At 62.3% G+C, this 16,677-nt stretch carries 12 protein-coding genes; 10 read left to right on the forward strand and 2 right to left on the reverse strand.

What is annotated here, in order from left to right; all coding sequences use genetic code 11:
- Nucleotides 1–4 precede the first annotated feature (4 nt).
- The 6 genes from rplA (at nucleotide 5) to ACWTU9_RS27180 (ending at nucleotide 11,477) form a co-directional block, all read left to right on the forward strand.
- Nucleotides 5–703, forward strand: coding sequence for a 50S ribosomal protein L1 (gene rplA / locus ACWTU9_RS27155; protein ID WP_112566728.1), 699 nt, complete (start codon nucleotides 5–7; stop codon nucleotides 701–703).
- 375 nt (nucleotides 704–1,078) lie between these two features.
- Nucleotides 1,079–1,597 carry a 50S ribosomal protein L10 gene (gene rplJ, locus ACWTU9_RS27160; RefSeq protein ID WP_023667437.1) on the forward strand — a complete coding sequence of 173 codons (519 nt, stop codon included), beginning with the start codon at nucleotides 1,079–1,081 and terminating at the stop codon, nucleotides 1,595–1,597.
- A gap of 54 nt (nucleotides 1,598–1,651) precedes the next feature.
- On the forward strand, nucleotides 1,652–2,029 hold the full coding sequence (rplL, locus tag ACWTU9_RS27165; protein ID WP_142864855.1) for a 50S ribosomal protein L7/L12: 378 nt from the start codon (nucleotides 1,652–1,654) through the stop codon (nucleotides 2,027–2,029).
- A 242-nt stretch (nucleotides 2,030–2,271) separates the two neighbouring features.
- Nucleotides 2,272–6,408: a DNA-directed RNA polymerase subunit beta gene (rpoB, locus tag ACWTU9_RS27170; protein WP_455861007.1), complete on the forward strand. Its 4,137-nt coding sequence runs from the start codon at nucleotides 2,272–2,274 to the stop codon at nucleotides 6,406–6,408.
- A 129-nt stretch (nucleotides 6,409–6,537) separates the two neighbouring features.
- On the forward strand, nucleotides 6,538–10,734 hold the full coding sequence (gene rpoC, locus ACWTU9_RS27175) for a DNA-directed RNA polymerase subunit beta' (protein ID WP_454578432.1): 4,197 nt from the start codon (nucleotides 6,538–6,540) through the stop codon (nucleotides 10,732–10,734).
- A 77-nt stretch (nucleotides 10,735–10,811) separates the two neighbouring features.
- Nucleotides 10,812–11,477: an O-methyltransferase gene (locus tag ACWTU9_RS27180; protein ID WP_455861008.1), complete on the forward strand. Its 666-nt coding sequence runs from the start codon at nucleotides 10,812–10,814 to the stop codon at nucleotides 11,475–11,477.
- Nucleotides 11,478–11,510: 33 nt separating this feature from the next.
- On the opposite strand, the gene ACWTU9_RS27185 is transcribed toward ACWTU9_RS27180, so the two are convergent.
- Together ACWTU9_RS27185 and ACWTU9_RS27190 are read right to left on the reverse strand one after the other, a co-directional pair.
- Nucleotides 11,511–12,446, reverse strand: coding sequence for a Gfo/Idh/MocA family protein (locus tag ACWTU9_RS27185; protein ID WP_455861009.1), 936 nt, complete (start codon nucleotides 12,444–12,446; stop codon nucleotides 11,511–11,513).
- 95 nt (nucleotides 12,447–12,541) lie between these two features.
- Nucleotides 12,542–12,823, reverse strand: a complete 282-nt coding sequence (locus ACWTU9_RS27190; RefSeq protein ID WP_455861010.1) for a transcriptional regulator — start codon at nucleotides 12,821–12,823, stop codon at nucleotides 12,542–12,544.
- 494 nt (nucleotides 12,824–13,317) lie between these two features.
- Here ACWTU9_RS27190 and rpsL point away from each other — a divergent pair, with 494 nt between their 5' ends.
- From rpsL to ACWTU9_RS27210, 4 genes are all read left to right on the forward strand, one after another.
- The gene (rpsL, locus tag ACWTU9_RS27195) at nucleotides 13,318–13,689 is read left to right on the forward strand and encodes a 30S ribosomal protein S12 (protein ID WP_006333356.1); all 372 of its coding nucleotides are present in this window, start codon (nucleotides 13,318–13,320) and stop codon (nucleotides 13,687–13,689) included.
- 58 nt (nucleotides 13,690–13,747) lie between these two features.
- Nucleotides 13,748–14,218: a 30S ribosomal protein S7 gene (gene rpsG, locus ACWTU9_RS27200; RefSeq protein ID WP_008875664.1), complete on the forward strand. Its 471-nt coding sequence runs from the start codon at nucleotides 13,748–13,750 to the stop codon at nucleotides 14,216–14,218.
- 30 nt (nucleotides 14,219–14,248) lie between these two features.
- Nucleotides 14,249–16,339 carry an elongation factor G gene (gene fusA, locus ACWTU9_RS27205; protein WP_454578428.1) on the forward strand — a complete coding sequence of 697 codons (2,091 nt, stop codon included), beginning with the start codon at nucleotides 14,249–14,251 and terminating at the stop codon, nucleotides 16,337–16,339.
- Between the two features lie 64 nt (nucleotides 16,340–16,403).
- Nucleotides 16,404–16,677: GTP-binding protein (locus tag ACWTU9_RS27210; protein ID WP_023680449.1), on the forward strand; the 274-nt coding region annotated here is incomplete at its 3' end.

The following is a 16,677-nucleotide window of genomic DNA, read 5'->3' on the forward strand; positions in this document are numbered from 1 at the left end:
GATCATGGCAAAACTTGCAAAGCGTGTATCGAAGACCCGCGAAGGCATCGATCCCAACAAGGCTTATGCCCTGGGTGAAGCGCTGAAGCTGCTCAAGGACCGTTCGACGGTGAAGTTCGACGAGACCATCGAAGTCGCGATGAACCTCGGCGTCGACCCGCGTCACGCCGACCAGATGGTCCGCGGCGTGGTCAACCTGCCGAACGGCACCGGCCGCTCGGTCCGCGTGGCCGTGTTCGCACGTGGCGACAAGGCCGAGGAAGCCAAAGCCGCCGGCGCCGACATCGTCGGTGCCGAGGATCTGGTCGAGATCGTCCAGAAGGGCACGATCGACTTCGATCGCTGCATCGCCACGCCGGACATGATGCCGCTGGTCGGCCGTCTGGGCAAGGTGCTCGGCCCGCGCGGCATGATGCCGAACCCGAAGGTCGGCACCGTCACCACCGACGTCGCCGCGGCCGTCAAGGCATCGAAGGGCGGCGCTGTCGAGTTCCGCGTCGAGAAGGCCGGCATCGTCCAGGCCGGCGTCGGCAAGGTCTCGTTCGACGTCAAGGCGCTGGAAGAAAACATCCGCGCCTTCGCCGATGCGGTGACCAAGGCGAAGCCGGCTGGCGCCAAGGGCAACTACGTCAAGAAGGTGTCTGTCACCTCGACGATGGGCCCGGGCCTCAAGCTCGACGTCTCGACGCTCGCAGCGTCCTGATACGAACATTTGGATCGGCCGCTAAAGCGCTGATCCGCAAGTGAATTCCGGGCCTCCGACTTGTCGGCGGCCCGGTACCGGAAACCGAGAGGTTTCCGGACATCCTGTCCGAGATTGCAGGCGGCCCAGAAGCCTTAATTCAATTGGGCCTGCATGAGACGGGTGAAAACCTGACAACGGAGCAACAAGCTCCAATGAAAGGTTCGAACCGTGTTTGCCTTTTGTCTGCGCATCGCCGGCTTGACTGTCGATGTGGCGAAAGGGGGCAGGATCCTCGAGCGTCGTTCGGGAGATCCGTTACTGGATGGCCCGGCCGGCAAAAAGGCAACCCGACGCCTGTCCTCCATAAGGGCAGGGGTCAACTGGAGATAGGCAGTGGACAGAGCGGAAAAACGCGAACTCGTCACGGGCCTGAATGGTGCTTTTGCAGGCGCTGGTTCAGTCGTCGTGGCCCACTACGCCGGTATCACCGTCGCGCAAATGAACGACCTTCGGTCGAAAATGCGCGCTGCCGGTGGCACCGTCAAAGTCGCGAAGAACCGTCTCGCCAAAATCGCTCTTCAGGGCACGGACTCCGCATCGATCATCGACCTGTTCAAGGGACAGACGCTGATCGCTTATTCGGAGGATCCGATTGCGGCGCCGAAGGTCGCGTCCGATTTCGCCAAGGGAAATGACAAGTTGGTCATTCTCGGCGGCGCAATGGGCACCACCTCGCTCAACGCCGACGGTGTGAAGGCACTCGCCACACTTCCGTCGCTCGATGAGCTGCGCGCCAGGCTGGTTGGCATGATCGCCACGCCGGCAACCCGGATCGCCCAGATCGTCAATGCGCCAGCGGCTTCGGTCGCGCGCGTCATCGGCGCTTACGCCCGGAAGGACGAGGCGGCATGAGGCCGTTCCTCGCTATCACAAACACACGTTCGAACCTGATGAAGGAATACAACAATGGCTGATCTGGCAAAGATCGTAGACGACCTTTCGAAGCTGACCGTCCTCGAGGCGGCCGAGCTGTCGAAGCTTCTTGAAGAAAAGTGGGGCGTTTCGGCTGCTGCTCCGGTGGCGGTTGCCGCTGCTGGCGGCGCTGCCGCTGCTGCTGCTCCGGCCGAGGAAAAGACGGAATTCGACGTCGTCCTCACCGAGGCAGGCGCTCAGAAGATCAACGTCATCAAGGAAGTCCGCGCCATCACCGGCCTGGGCCTCAAGGAAGCCAAGGATCTGGTCGAAGCAGCTCCGAAGCCGGTCAAGGAAGGCGTTTCCAAGGCTGACGCTGAGAAGTTCAAGGCGCAGCTGGAAGCAGCCGGCGCCAAGGTCGACCTGAAGTAAGCGTAAAAGCGGCGGGCGGCCTCGCGCCGTCCGCCACTCCCTTCGCGGAAGGGAGGATGCGTAGCGCGAGATGTACGGGAACCTCTTTCCTGAGGGCCGAAACCGGCCTTCAGGAAACGGGTTTTCTCCCGTTTTACCGGCAGCCTGCCGGAGAAACAGACAGAGGGCCGCTGCCCAGGCGGCTCAGTATGCAAGGCGAGCCGCGGCGAGGCTCGTCCCGAGTTTAGAGCTAAGGAGCGACGATGGCCCAGACCCAGACTTTCAATGGCCGCAGACGCGTACGCAAGTTCTTCGGAAAGATCCCGGAAGTTGCGGAGATGCCGAACCTGATCGAGGTTCAAAAGGCATCCTATGACCAGTTCCTGATGGTGGACGAGCCCAAGGGCGGCCGTCCGGACGAAGGACTGCAGGCTGTTTTCAAGTCGGTCTTCCCGATCTCCGATTTCTCCGGCTCCTCGATGCTGGAGTTCGTGAAGTACGAGTTCGAAGGACCGAAATTCGACGTTGACGAATGCCGTCAGCGCGACCTGACCTATGCCGCGCCGCTGAAGGTGACGCTGCGCCTCATCGTGTTCGATATCGACGAGGATACCGGCGCCAAGTCGATCAAGGACATCAAGGAGCAGGACGTCTACATGGGCGACATGCCGCTCATGACCTTGAACGGCACCTTCATCGTCAACGGCACCGAGCGCGTCATCGTCTCGCAGATGCACCGTTCGCCGGGCGTCTTCTTCGACCACGACAAGGGCAAGTCGCACTCGTCGGGCAAGCTTTTGTTTGCCGCGCGCGTCATCCCGTATCGGGGTTCGTGGCTCGACATCGAGTTCGATTCCAAGGACGTCGTGCACGCCCGCATCGACCGCCGCCGCAAGATCCCGGTGACGTCGCTGTTGATGGCGCTTGGCATGGACGGCGAAGAGATCCTGTCTACCTTCTACAACAAGATCACCTACAAGCGCGCCGGCGATCATTGGCGCATTCCGTTCAACGTGGAGCGTTTCCGCGGCCTCAAGGCTGTCGGCGACCTGGTCGATGCCGACTCCGGCGAGATCGTCGTCGAGCAGGGCAAGAAGATCACGGCCCGCCAGGCAAGGGCGCTTGGCGAGAAGGGTCTGAAGGCGATCAAGGCGACCGACGAGGATCTGCTCGGCAATTACCTGGCTGAAGACATCGTCAATTACGGCACCGGCGAGATCTTCCTCGAAGCAGGGGACGAGATCGACGAGAAGACGCTGAAGGTGCTGCTCGGCACCGGTGAGCAGGAGATCAAGGTTCTCGACATCGACCACGTCAATGTCGGCGCCTATATCCGCAACACGCTCAACGTCGACAAGAACGAGAGCCGCCAGGACGCGCTGTTCGACATCTATCGTGTCATGCGCCCCGGCGAGCCGCCGACGCTGGAAACCGCGGAAGCCATGTTCAACTCGCTGTTCTTCGACAGCGAGCGCTACGATCTGTCGGCCGTCGGCCGCGTCAAGATGAACATGCGCCTCGAGCTCAAGGCCGAGGACACCGTGCGCGTGCTGCGCAAGGACGACATCCTGGCCGTGGTCAAGACGCTGGTCGAACTGCGCGACGGCAAGGGCGAGATCGATGACATCGACAATCTCGGCAACCGCCGCGTGCGTTCTGTCGGCGAGCTGATGGAGAACCAGTACCGCGTCGGCCTGCTGCGCATGGAGCGCGCGATCAAGGAGCGTATGTCCTCGATCGAGATCGATACGGTGATGCCGCAGGACCTGATCAACGCCAAGCCGGCGGCTGCCGCCGTGCGCGAGTTCTTCGGTTCCTCGCAGCTGTCGCAGTTCATGGATCAGACCAACCCGCTGTCGGAGATCACCCACAAGCGCCGCCTGTCGGCGCTTGGACCGGGCGGTCTGACCCGCGAGCGCGCCGGCTTCGAGGTGCGCGACGTGCACCCGACGCATTACGGCCGCATCTGCCCGATCGAGACGCCGGAAGGCCCGAATATCGGTCTGATCAACTCGCTGGCGACCTTCGCGCGCGTCAACAAGTACGGCTTCATCGAAAGCCCGTACCGCAAGATCGTCAACGGCAAGCTGACCAATGAGGTCGTCTATCTCTCCGCTATGGAAGAGTCCAAGCACCACGTTGCGCAGGCCAATGCCGAGCTCGACAAGAATGGTGGTTTCGTCGACGAATTCGTCATTTGCCGCAGCGCCGGCGAAGTGATGATGGCGCCGCGCGAAAACGTCGATCTGATGGACGTGTCGCCCAAGCAGATGGTGTCCGTGGCCGCAGCGCTCATCCCGTTCCTCGAGAACGACGACGCCAACCGCGCGCTGATGGGCTCCAACATGCAGCGTCAGGCCGTGCCGCTGGTGCGCGCCGAAGCGCCGTTCGTCGGCACCGGCATGGAGCCGGTCGTCGCCCGTGACTCGGGCGCCGCCATCGGTGCCCGCCGCGGCGGCATCGTCGACCAGGTGGACGCGACGCGTATCGTCATCCGTGCCACGGAAGATCTCGATCCCGGCAAGTCGGGCGTCGACATCTACCGGCTGATGAAGTTCCAGCGTTCGAACCAGAACACCTGCATCAATCAGCGTCCGCTGGTGCGCATGGGCGACCGCGTCAACAAGGGCGACATCATTGCCGACGGTCCGTCGACCGAGCTCGGCGATCTGGCGCTCGGCCGCAACGTGCTGGTCGCGTTCATGCCGTGGAATGGCTACAACTACGAGGACTCGATCCTGCTCTCCGAGCGCATCGTGGCCGACGACGTCTTCACCTCGATCCACATCGAGGAGTTCGAGGTCATGGCCCGCGACACCAAGCTCGGACCGGAGGAAATCACGCGCGACATTCCGAACGTTTCGGAAGAAGCGCTGAAGAACCTCGACGAAGCCGGCATCGTCTATATCGGCGCGGAAGTGCAGCCGGGCGACATCCTGGTCGGCAAGATCACGCCGAAGGGCGAAAGCCCGATGACGCCGGAAGAAAAGCTCCTGCGCGCCATCTTCGGTGAAAAGGCGTCCGACGTTCGCGACACCTCGATGCGCATGCCTCCGGGCACCTTCGGCACCGTTGTCGAAGTGCGCGTCTTCAACCGTCACGGCGTCGAGAAGGACGAGCGCGCCATGGCGATCGAACGCGAGGAGATCGAACGCCTCGCTAAGGACCGCGACGACGAGCAGGCGATCCTCGACCGCAACGTCTATTCGCGCCTTTCCGACGTTCTTGTCGGCAAGGAAGCGATTGCCGGGCCGAAGGGCTTCAAGAAGGGATCGAAGCTGTCGAAGGACACGCTGGATGAGTATCCGCGTTCGCAGTGGTGGCAGTTTGCGGTGGAGAACGAAAAGCTCCAGAGCGAACTGGAAGCCCTGCGTGGCCAGTACGACGACTCCAAGAAGGCGCTCGAGCAGCGCTTCATGGACAAGGTCGAGAAGGTCCAGCGCGGCGACGAAATGCCTCCGGGCGTCATGAAGATGGTCAAGGTCTTCGTGGCTGTGAAGCGCAAGATGCAGCCGGGCGACAAGATGGCCGGGCGTCACGGCAACAAGGGTGTCGTGTCTCGCATCGTTCCGGTCGAGGACATGCCTTTCCTGGAAGACGGCACTCATGCCGATATCGTGCTCAACCCGCTGGGTGTGCCGAGCCGCATGAATGTCGGCCAGATCCTGGAAACGCACCTGGGCTGGGCATGCGCGGGCATGGGCAAGAAGATCGGCGAGCTGATTGAAGCCTACAAGGCGGGTGGCGACATCAAGCCGCTGCGCAAGACGCTGGAAAGCTTCATTCCGGCCAACGACCGCAACGAGCCGGTCCGCGAGTATGACGACGAGAGCATCGTTCGCCTCAGCGAGCAGATGCGCCGCGGCGTCTCCATCGCGACGCCGGTGTTCGACGGCGCGCATGAGGTCGACATCAACGTCATGCTGGAGCAGGCAGGCCTGCACACCAGCGGTCAGTCGCAGCTCTATGACGGACGCACCGGCGAGCCGTTCGATCGCAAGGTGACGATGGGCTATATCTATATGCTCAAGCTTCACCACTTGGTGGACGACAAGATCCACGCGCGTTCGATCGGTCCGTACTCGCTCGTCACACAGCAGCCGCTGGGCGGCAAGGCGCAGTTCGGTGGCCAGCGCTTCGGCGAAATGGAGGTCTGGGCGCTGGAAGCCTACGGCGCCGCCTACACGCTGCAGGAAATGCTGACAGTGAAGTCGGACGACGTCGCCGGCCGCACCAAGGTCTACGAGGCGATCGTGCGCGGCGACGACACGTTCGAAGCCGGCATTCCGGAGAGCTTCAACGTACTCGTCAAGGAAATGCGGTCTCTCGGCCTCAATGTCGAATTGGAGAACACCAAGCTCGACGACAACCCTGTCCGGTTGCCTGACGCAGCCGAGTAAGGCAACGGCGCGCCGCGGAAAGCCGCGGCGCGCCTATCGAATTCTACGGCCGGTGGGCCGACCACTCAGCGGGCATTTGGCCCGCGTTAGATGCAAGGGGTTTTCGAGGACCCCGAAAAGGAGAACGGCATGAACCAAGAGGTCATGAATCTCTTCAATCCGCAGGCGCCGGCGCAGGTGTTCGATTCCATCCGGATATCGCTCGCCAGCCCTGAGAAGATTCTGTCCTGGTCGTTCGGCGAGATCAAGAAGCCGGAGACCATCAACTACCGCACCTTCAAGCCGGAGCGTGACGGTCTGTTCTGCGCGCGCATTTTTGGCCCGATCAAGGACTATGAGTGCCTGTGCGGCAAGTACAAGCGCATGAAGTACAAGGGCGTCATCTGCGAGAAGTGCGGCGTCGAGGTCACGCTGTCGCGCGTTCGCCGCGAGCGCATGGGCCATATCGAGCTGGCAGCACCTGTCGCTCACATCTGGTTCCTGAAGTCGCTGCCGTCGCGCATCGGCACGCTGCTCGACATGACCCTGAAGGACATCGAGCGCGTCCTTTACTTCGAGAACTACATCGTCACCGAGCCTGGCCTCACCGCGCTGAAGGAGCACCAGCTGCTCAGCGAGGAAGAGTACATGATCGCCGTCGACGAGTATGGCGAGGATTCCTTCACCGCCATGATCGGCGCCGAGGCCATTCATGACCTTCTGGCCGGCATGGACCTGGAGAAGATCGCCGGCGACCTGCGTTCGGAACTGGCTTCGACCACGTCCGAACTGAAGCAGAAGAAGTACCTGAAGCGGCTCAAGGTCGTCGAGAACTTCATGGAATCCGGCAACCGTCCGGAATGGATGATCATGAAGGTGGTTCCGGTGATCCCGCCGGACCTGCGCCCGCTCGTCCCGCTGGACGGCGGCCGCTTCGCCACGTCCGATCTGAACGACCTCTATCGCCGCGTCATCAACCGCAACAACCGCCTGAAGCGGCTGATCGAGTTGCGCGCGCCCGGCATCATCGTGCGCAATGAAAAGCGCATGCTGCAGGAAGCCGTCGACGCTCTGTTCGACAACGGCCGCCGCGGCCGCGTCATTACCGGCGCCAACAAGCGTCCGCTGAAGTCGTTGTCCGATATGTTGAAGGGCAAGCAGGGCCGGTTCCGCCAGAACCTGCTCGGCAAGCGCGTCGACTATTCGGGCCGTTCGGTCATCGTCACCGGTCCGGAGCTCAAGCTGCACCAGTGCGGCCTGCCGAAGAAGATGGCGCTCGAACTGTTCAAGCCCTTCATCTACGCCCGCCTCGACGCCAAGGGTTTCTCCTCGACCGTCAAGCAGGCCAAGAAGCTGGTCGAGAAGGAGCGTCCGGAAGTATGGGATATCCTCGACGAGGTCATCCGCGAGCATCCGGTGCTCTTGAACCGCGCGCCGACGCTGCACCGCCTCGGCATCCAGGCGTTCGAGCCGATCCTGATCGAAGGCAAGGCGATCCAGCTGCATCCGCTGGTCTGCACGGCCTTCAACGCCGACTTCGACGGCGATCAGATGGCCGTTCACGTGCCGCTGTCGCTCGAGGCTCAGCTTGAAGCCCGCGTGCTGATGATGTCGACCAACAACATCCTGCATCCGGCTTCCGGCGCGCCGATCATCGTGCCGTCGCAGGACATGGTTCTGGGTCTCTACTATCTCTCGATCGTCAATCAGAACGAGCCGGGCGAAGGCATGGTGTTTGCCGACATGGGCGAACTCCAGCATGCGCTCGAGACCAAGGCCGTCACCCTGCACGCCAAGATCAAGGGTCGCTTCCGTTCGGTCGACGCCGAAGGCAAGGTCGTGTCGAAGATTTATGACACCACGCCTGGCCGCATGATCATCGGCGAACTGCTGCCGAAGAACGTCAACGTGCCTTACGAGACCGCCAACCAGGAGATGACCAAGAAGAACATCTCCAAGATGATCGACACCGTCTACCGCCATTGCGGTCAGAAGGAGACGGTCATTTTCTGCGACCGCATCATGGCACTCGGCTTCGGCCATGCCTGCCGCGCCGGCATTTCGTTCGGCAAGGACGACATGCTGATCCCGGACGCCAAGATCAAGCTGGTCTCCGACACCGAGGCTTTGGCCAAGGAATACGAGCAGCAGTACAATGACGGTCTGATCACGCAGGGCGAGAAGTACAACAAGGTCGTCGACGCCTGGGCCAAGTGCTCGGAAAAGGTCGCCGACGAAATGATGGCCCGCATCAAGGCCGTGGAGTTCGAGGACAATGGCCGTCAGAAGCCGATGAACTCGATCTACATGATGTCGCATTCGGGTGCGCGCGGTTCGCCCACCCAGATGCGCCAGCTCGCCGGCATGCGCGGCCTGATGGCCAAGCCGTCGGGTGAAATCATTGAGACGCCGATCATCTCGAACTTCAAGGAAGGCCTGACCGTGCTCGAGTACTTCAACTCGACCCACGGCGCCCGCAAGGGTCTGGCCGACACCGCCTTGAAGACGGCGAACTCGGGTTACCTCACCCGTCGTCTGGTCGACGTGGCGCAGGACTGCATAGTCAACTCCGTGGATTGCGGCACCGACAAGGGCCTCACCATGCAGCCGATCGTCGATGCCGGTCAGGTCGTCGCTTCGGTCGGCCAGCGCGTGCTGGGCCGTACGTCGCTCGACGACATCACGCACCCGGTTTCGGGCGAAGTTCTGGTCAAGGCCGGAACGCTGATGGACGAGCGTGACGTGGAGCAGATCGAAAAGGCCGGCGTGCAGTCGGTCCGCATCCGTTCGGCGCTGACGTGCGAAGTCAGGGTCGGCGTCTGCGCGGTCTGCTACGGACGCGATCTGGCCCGCGGCACCCCGGTCAACCAGGGCGAAGCAGTTGGCGTCATCGCGGCGCAGTCGATCGGCGAGCCGGGCACCCAGCTCACCATGCGTACCTTCCACATGGGCGGGACGGCGCAGGTGGTGGACTCCTCGTTCCTTGAAGCCTCGTATGAGGGCAAGGTCGAGATCCGCAACCGCAACGTGGTGCGCAACTCGGACGGCCAGCAGATGGTCATGGGCCGCAACATGGCGGTGTTGATCCTCGACGAAGCCGGCAAGGAACGCGCCACGCACCGCGTTACCTATGGTTCGCGTATCTTCGTGGACGATGGCGACAAGGTGAAGCGCGGCCAGCGTATCGCCGAGTGGGATCCCTATACCCGCCCGGTCCTCACCGAAATCGAGGGCAAGGTGGCGTACGAGGATCTGGTCGACGGCATTTCCGTTCAGGAAACGGCCGACGAATCGACCGGCATCACCAAGCGCGAGGTCATCGACTGGCGTTCGACGCCGCGCGGCAACGACCTCAAGCCGGCGATTGCCATCCTGGATGGCAAGGGCAAGGTCGGCAAGCTGTCGAAGGGTGGCGACGCCCGCTTCCTGCTCTCGGTCGAGGCCATTCTCTCGGTCGAGCCGGGTTCGCAGGTTCGCCCCGGCGACGTGCTGGCGCGTATCCCGATGGAAAGCGCCAAGACCAAGGACATCACCGGCGGTCTGCCGCGTGTTGCCGAACTGTTCGAGGCACGCCGTCCGAAGGATCACGCCATCATCGCCGAGATCGATGGCACGATCCGCTTCGGCCGCGACTACAAGAACAAGCGCCGCATCATCATCGAGCCGCATGACTCGACGCTTGAGCCGGTCGAATACCTGATCCCGAAGGGCAAGCCGTTCCATCTCCAGGACGGCGACGTCATCGAGAAGGGCGACTACATCCTCGACGGCAATCCGGCGCCGCACGACATCCTGGCGATCAAGGGCGTGGAAGCACTTGCTTCCTACCTCGTGAACGAAATCCAGGAAGTCTACCGCCTGCAGGGCGTGTCGATCAACGACAAGCACATCGAGGTGATCGTTCGCCAGATGCTGCAGAAGGTCGAGATCACCACGCAGGGCGACTCGACCTACATTCCGGGCGACCACGTCGACGTGATCGAACTGGAAGAGGTCAACGAGCGCCTGATCGAGGACGGCAAGAAGCCGGCCGAAGGCCAGCCGGTGCTGCTCGGCATCACCAAGGCCTCGCTGCAGACGCCGTCCTTCATCTCGGCCGCATCCTTCCAGGAGACGACCAGGGTGCTGACGGAAGCTGCGGTCGCCGGCAAGACCGACATGCTGCAGGGCCTGAAGGAAAACGTCATCGTCGGCCGGCTGATCCCGGCCGGTACCGGCGGCACGATGAGCCAGATCCGGCGCATCGCCACCTCGCGCGACGAACTGATCATCGACGAGCGCCGCAAGGCCTCCGGTGTCGAAGTCGCCGACCCGATGCTGACCGACATGGTCAACGCCGCGCAGTAGGCGCGGTGGACGAGAAAAGGAAAAGGGGCCCAAGCGGCCCCTTTTCGCGTTTTGGCCTTACGAACAAGGGAAGCATCATGAGCACCAAGACCTGGACGGCCGTCGACGACTACATCGTCTCGTCTCTTTTCGAAGCGGATCCCGTGCTTGACGCGGTGATCGCAACCAATCGCAAACAGGGCCTGCCGGCCATCGACGTCTCTGCCGCGCAGGGCAAGCTGCTTTCGCTTCTTGTGCGCATCCGCGGCGCGAAGCGGGTGCTGGAGATCGGCACGCTCGGTGGCTACTCGACTATCTGGATGGCAAGGGGATTGCCGGCCGACGGCAAGGTAGTCACGCTCGAACTCGACCCGCACCACGCAAAGGTTGCGCGCTCGAATTTCGAGCGGGCAGGGGTGTCGGACAAGGTCGACCTGCGGACCGGGCCGGCGCTGCAAACACTTGAGACGCTGGAGAGCGAAAATGCCGGGCCGTTCGACCTGATCTTCATCGACGCCGACAAGCCGAACAATCCGAACTATCTCAGCTGGGCGATGCGCCTGTCACGGCCAGGCACGGTTATCGTCTGCGACAACGTCGTCCGAGACGGTACGGTGCTCAACGACGATGGCCGTGACGCCTATGTCGAAGGCGCACGCGCCGCATTTTCCTTTATCGGCGGCGAGAAGCGCCTGGACGGCACCGCCATCCAGACCGTCGGCGCCAAGGGCTATGACGGCTTTGCCATCGCAATCGTTGAGTGAGGCATCGGCAGCGGCGGGCGGCCGCCGCTCACCTCAATCGAAAAACGCCTCGACCACGTTGCGCTTGCCGAGCATGAAGGCGTCGGCGACGTGCTGCAGGGGCGCCAGGTCGACGTCGGAAATGCCGGCGCGCACGATCTCGGAGAAGCGTCGGTAGAGCTGGGGATATTCGGCTTCCGGCTCGTCGTGAACCACCTTGCCGTCTACGGCGAGCCTGGTGCCGCCGCCGGAGAGCACCATCTTGCCCCTGTCGGTATCGGCCAGAATGTCCCAGCTCTGCGGGCCGGTCTGCAGCCAGTCAAGCTCCATGGTTACCGGCAACCCATCGGAGGTGCGGAAATTGACATGGGCCGCGACTGGCGAGGCGCGGTTTTCTGGAAAGTCGAGAACGGCCGAGGTGATGAACATCGCCGGCAGGATGTGGGTCGCGATCGACAGGGCGTTGATGCCGGGATCGAAGACGCCGAAGCCGCCCGGCGCCCAGATCCAGTCCTGGTTCGGGTGCCAACGGCGGACATCCTCCTTCCAGACGATGGCGGCCGAGCTGATTTTGGCTGAGCTCAGAAAAGTCCGCGCGGCCTCGACCGCCGGCGCGTAGCGCGAATGCCAGCTGGCGAACAGCGTCACCCCATTGGCCTCTGCCAGCCGCTTCAGGTCCTCGACCTCGCTCACGGTGGCGCCCGGCGGCTTCTCCAGGAAGACATGCTTTTTCGCGATCAACGCGGTGCGTGCCGCGTCGTAGCGATACTGTGGCGGCATGCACAGCGACACGGCCTCGAGTTCCGGCACTGCGTCGAGCATCGCTTCAATGGTCGTGAAGTTCGGGATATCGTCGACCTTGCCGTGCCGGCTGGCGGCGGCGATCAGGTGGTAGTTCCCATCCTTGGCCACTGCCGGCAAATGCTGGTCGCGCACGATCTTGCCCACGCCGACGATGCCGAGCTTGATGGGGTCTTTCGTCGAGGGCATGGTAACTCCGCTGATTGGGCATTTGTCGGACTTTTAGCAGAGAAGCCGTGCCGGGCAAGTGAGGCGGAGCGCGAAGAAAAAGGTCGCGGTCGTGATCAGAGCGGAACCTCGAACGTCACGATCGACACTTCGCCTTCAAGCGCGCCCTGGAAGGCCGACAGATGCGGCTCATCGTCAGGCTCGCCCTGCATGTCGCCGATCTGGTCGAGCTCGGCTTCGGCATAGCCTTCGGCGGCGAGCGATTCGAGAGCGCGGCGCACGGCCGAATCGTCGTCGGGCGCGACCAGCATCACATGCACGCCTTCCGGCTTGCCGCCCTTCTTTTTCCAGACGCGGCCGGTGATGATGGTGACCGGGCGTTCCTCGTTGTCGTTCACGGGCTGATTCCTCTTGGATCGGGGGCGGGCGAGGGGATTTGCGCTGTCCATGGCGCCTTTTGCCACGAAGCCCCGGCGCAGGACAGCCAAAAGCCGGTCACTTTCTTGCCTGTGCGGTTACTTTCTTCCTCGCTCTTGCAAAATGGCGAAAGAAAATTACATGCGATTTTCGCATGGCTGCCACGTCCTGTTTGGCGCGCAATATTTGGCGCTCCGGGGTTGACGGTTCACGGTCTTGCGAGTAGAAGCCGCCCAGTCAGAACCGATGTGAGGCTCTCCCTTCCGAAGCGACACGCTTTGGAGTTTGCCTCAAACAGGGTTCGTTTTACGAGCGAAAAGACATTTCCGGCGCGCATGAAGCGGTTTCCGCTTCCTCTGCATTTTGTTCGGGCAGGACCGCGAGGCGCGGTTTATGGCCCGAATTTGCGTATGGGATTGACGCTTTGAGCGGCCCTGACCGGGCGAGACACGGAATTGAGAGACAAGAGGGTTTAATGCCTACCGTCAACCAGCTGATCCGCAAGCCGCGCATTGCGCCGGTGAAGCGCAACAAGGTCCCGGCCATGCAGCAGAACCCGCAGAAGCGGGGCGTCTGCACACGCGTCTATACAACGACGCCGAAGAAGCCGAACTCGGCACTGCGCAAGGTGGCCAAGATCCGCCTGACAAACGGCTTTGAAGTGATCGGCTACATCCCCGGCGAAGGCCACAACCTTCAGGAACACTCCGTGGTCATGATCCGCGGCGGCCGCGTCAAGGATCTTCCGGGCGTGCGCTACCACATCATCCGCGGCGTGCTCGACACGCAGGGCGTGAAGAACCGCAAGCAGCGCCGTTCGAAGTACGGCGCCAAGCGTCCGAAGTAAGATTTTCCGGCCTTCGCGCTTTTGCTGCGCAAGGCTACGAGATTGAGAGACAAAAGCCATGTCGCGTCGTCACAGTGCAGAAAAGCGTGAGATCAATCCGGACCCGAAGTTCGGCGATCTGATCGTCACCAAGTTCATGAACGCCGTCATGTATGACGGCAAGAAGTCGGTTGCCGAGACCATCGTCTACGGCGCTCTCGACCAGGTTCAGTCGAAGACCAAGCAGGAGCCGGTCACCGTCTTCCATCAGGCGCTCGACAATGTCGCGCCGCATGTGGAAGTCCGGTCGCGCCGCGTCGGCGGCGCCACCTACCAGGTTCCGGTCGACGTGCGCCCCGAGCGCCGTCAGGCCCTGGCGATCCGCTGGCTGATTGCAGCTGCGCGCAACCGCAACGAGACCACGATGGTCGATCGCCTCTCCGGCGAGCTGATGGACGCGGCCAACAACCGCGGCACGGCCGTGAAGAAGCGCGAAGACACCCACAAGATGGCTGAAGCCAACCGCGCTTTCGCACACTACCGCTGGTAAAGCGCGAACGAGACTGAGAAGGCACCCACGATGGCCCGCGAATATAAAATCGAAGACTACCGCAATTTCGGTATCATGGCGCATATTGACGCCGGCAAGACGACGACCACCGAGCGCGTCCTCTATTACACGGGCAAGTCGCACAAGATCGGCGAAGTGCACGACGGCGCTGCCACCATGGACTGGATGGAGCAGGAGCAGGAACGCGGCATCACCATCACGTCCGCTGCCACCACGACCTTCTGGAAGGGCCGTGACGGCAAGATGCACCGCTTCAACATCATCGACACCCCCGGACACGTCGACTTCACCATCGAAGTCGAGCGTTCGCTGCGCGTGCTCGACGGCGCCATCGCGCTGCTCGACGCCAATGCCGGTGTCGAGCCGCAGACCGAGACTGTCTGGCGCCAGGCCGACAAGTATCGCGTTCCGCGCATGATCTTCTGCAACAAGATGGACAAGATCGGCGCCGACTTCTACCGCTCGGTCGAAATGATCGGCTCGCGCCTCGGTGCGCAGGCTGTCGTCATGCAGCTGCCGATCGGCGCCGAGACCGAGTTCAAGGGTGTCGTAGACCTCGTCGAGATGAACGCGCTGGTCTGGCGCGACGAGACGCTGGGCGCTGCCTGGGACGTCGTCGAGATCCCGGCCGACCTCAAGGCCCGCGCCGAGGAATACCGCGAGAAGATGATCGAAGCCGCCGTCGAGATGGACGAGACGGCGCTCGAGAATTACCTCGAAGGCAAGATGCCGTCGAATGACGAGATCCGTTCGCTGATCCGCAAGGGCACGATCGCGGTCAAGTTCTACCCGATGTTCTGCGGCTCGGCCTTCAAGAACAAGGGCGTGCAGCCGCTGCTCGACGCCGTCGTCGAATATCTGCCGTCGCCGGCCGATGTTCCCGCCATCAAGGGCGTCGACGCCAAGACCGACGCCGAGATCGAGCGTCACGCCGACGACAACGAGCCGCTGTCGATGCTCGCCTTCAAGATCATGAACGACCCGTTCGTCGGTTCGCTGACCTTTGCCCGCATCTATTCGGGCAAGCTGACCAAGGGCGTCTCGCTCGACAACACCGTCAAGGGCAAGAAAGAGCGCATCGGCCGCATGCTGCAGATGCATGCGAATTCGCGCGCCGACGTCGAAGAGGCATTTGCCGGCGACATCGTTGCCCTGGCTGGCCTCAAGGACACCACCACCGGCGATACGCTCAGCGATCCTCTGCACCCGGTCATCCTCGAGCGCATGGAATTCCCCGATCCGGTCATCCAGATCGCTATCGAGCCGAAGACCAAGAACGACCAGGAAAAGATGGGCCTGGCCCTTCACCGCCTGGCCGCCGAGGATCCGTCCTTCCGCGTCAAGACCGACGAGGAATCGGGCCAGACCATCATTTCGGGCATGGGTGAACTCCACCTCGACATCATCGTCGACCGCATGCGTCGCGAGTTCAAGGTCGAGGCTAATGTCGGCGCGCCGCAGGTGGCTTATCGCGAGACGATCACCCGCAAGCACGAGCAGGACTACACCCACAAGAAGCAGACCGGCGGTACGGGCCAGTTCGCCCGCGTCAAGATCATCTTCGAGCCGAACCCGGAAAGCAGCGAGTTCGAGTTCGAATCCAAGATCGTCGGCGGTGCGGTTCCGAAGGAATACATCCCCGGTGTCGAAAAGGGCATCAACAGCGTCATGACGTCTGGCCCGTTTGCCGGGTTCCCGATGATCGGCGTCAAGGCGTCGCTCATCGACGGCGCTTACCACGATGTCGACTCCTCGGTGCTCGCGTTCGAAATCGCCGGCCGTGCCTGCTTCCGTGAAGCCGCGCCCAAGCTTGGCGTGCAGCTGCTCGAGCCGATCATGAAGGTCGAAGTCGTGACGCCGGAAGACTATGTCGGCAGCGTCATCGGCGACCTGAACGGCCGTCGTGGTCAGATCCAGGGCCAGGAAGCGCGCGGCGTGGCTGTTGTCATCAACGCGATGGTGCCGCTGGCCAACATGTTCAAGTACGTCGACAACCTGCGCTCGATGAGCCAGGGCCGTGCGGCCTACACGATGCAGTTCGATCACTACGAGCCTGTGCCGACCGCGGTCGCCCAGGAAGTCCAGAAGAAATACGCGTAACCTGAACGGGTTGCATCGGTAACTTAATTCAAGGCCCGTACGGGCAGCAGATTGGAGACATCACATGGCAAAAGGTAAATTCGAGCGCACTAAGCCTCATGTGAACATCGGCACGATTGGTCACGTTGACCATGGCAAGACGTCGCTGACGGCGGCGATCACGAAGTATTTTGGCGAGTACAAGCGCTACGACCAGATCGATGCGGCGCCCGAAGAGAAGGCCCGCGGCATCACGATCTCGACGGCTCACGTCGAATACGAGACGGCCAATCGCCACTACGCCCACGTCGACTGCCCCGGCCACGCCGACTATGTGAAGAACATGATCACCGGCGCCG

Source organism: Mesorhizobium sp. 128a (assembly GCF_053848025.1).

Bases quoted from the DNA above. Each gene is read 5' to 3' on its own strand.
- rpsG (WP_008875664.1), top strand. From the start codon at position 13,748: ATGTCGCGTCGTCACAGTGCAGAAAAGCGTGAGATCAATCCGGACCCG.
- rpoC (WP_454578432.1), top strand. From the start codon at position 6,538: ATGAACCAAGAGGTCATGAATCTCTTCAATCCGCAGGCGCCGGCGCAG.
- rplL (WP_142864855.1), top strand. From the start codon at position 1,652: ATGGCTGATCTGGCAAAGATCGTAGACGACCTTTCGAAGCTGACCGTC.
- ACWTU9_RS27185 (WP_455861009.1), bottom strand. From the start codon at position 12,446: ATGCCCTCGACGAAAGACCCCATCAAGCTCGGCATCGTCGGCGTGGGC.
- fusA (WP_454578428.1), top strand. From the start codon at position 14,249: ATGGCCCGCGAATATAAAATCGAAGACTACCGCAATTTCGGTATCATG.
- rpoB (WP_455861007.1), top strand. From the start codon at position 2,272: ATGGCCCAGACCCAGACTTTCAATGGCCGCAGACGCGTACGCAAGTTC.
- rplA (WP_112566728.1), top strand. From the start codon at position 5: ATGGCAAAACTTGCAAAGCGTGTATCGAAGACCCGCGAAGGCATCGAT.
- ACWTU9_RS27180 (WP_455861008.1), top strand. From the start codon at position 10,812: ATGAGCACCAAGACCTGGACGGCCGTCGACGACTACATCGTCTCGTCT.
- rpsL (WP_006333356.1), top strand. From the start codon at position 13,318: ATGCCTACCGTCAACCAGCTGATCCGCAAGCCGCGCATTGCGCCGGTG.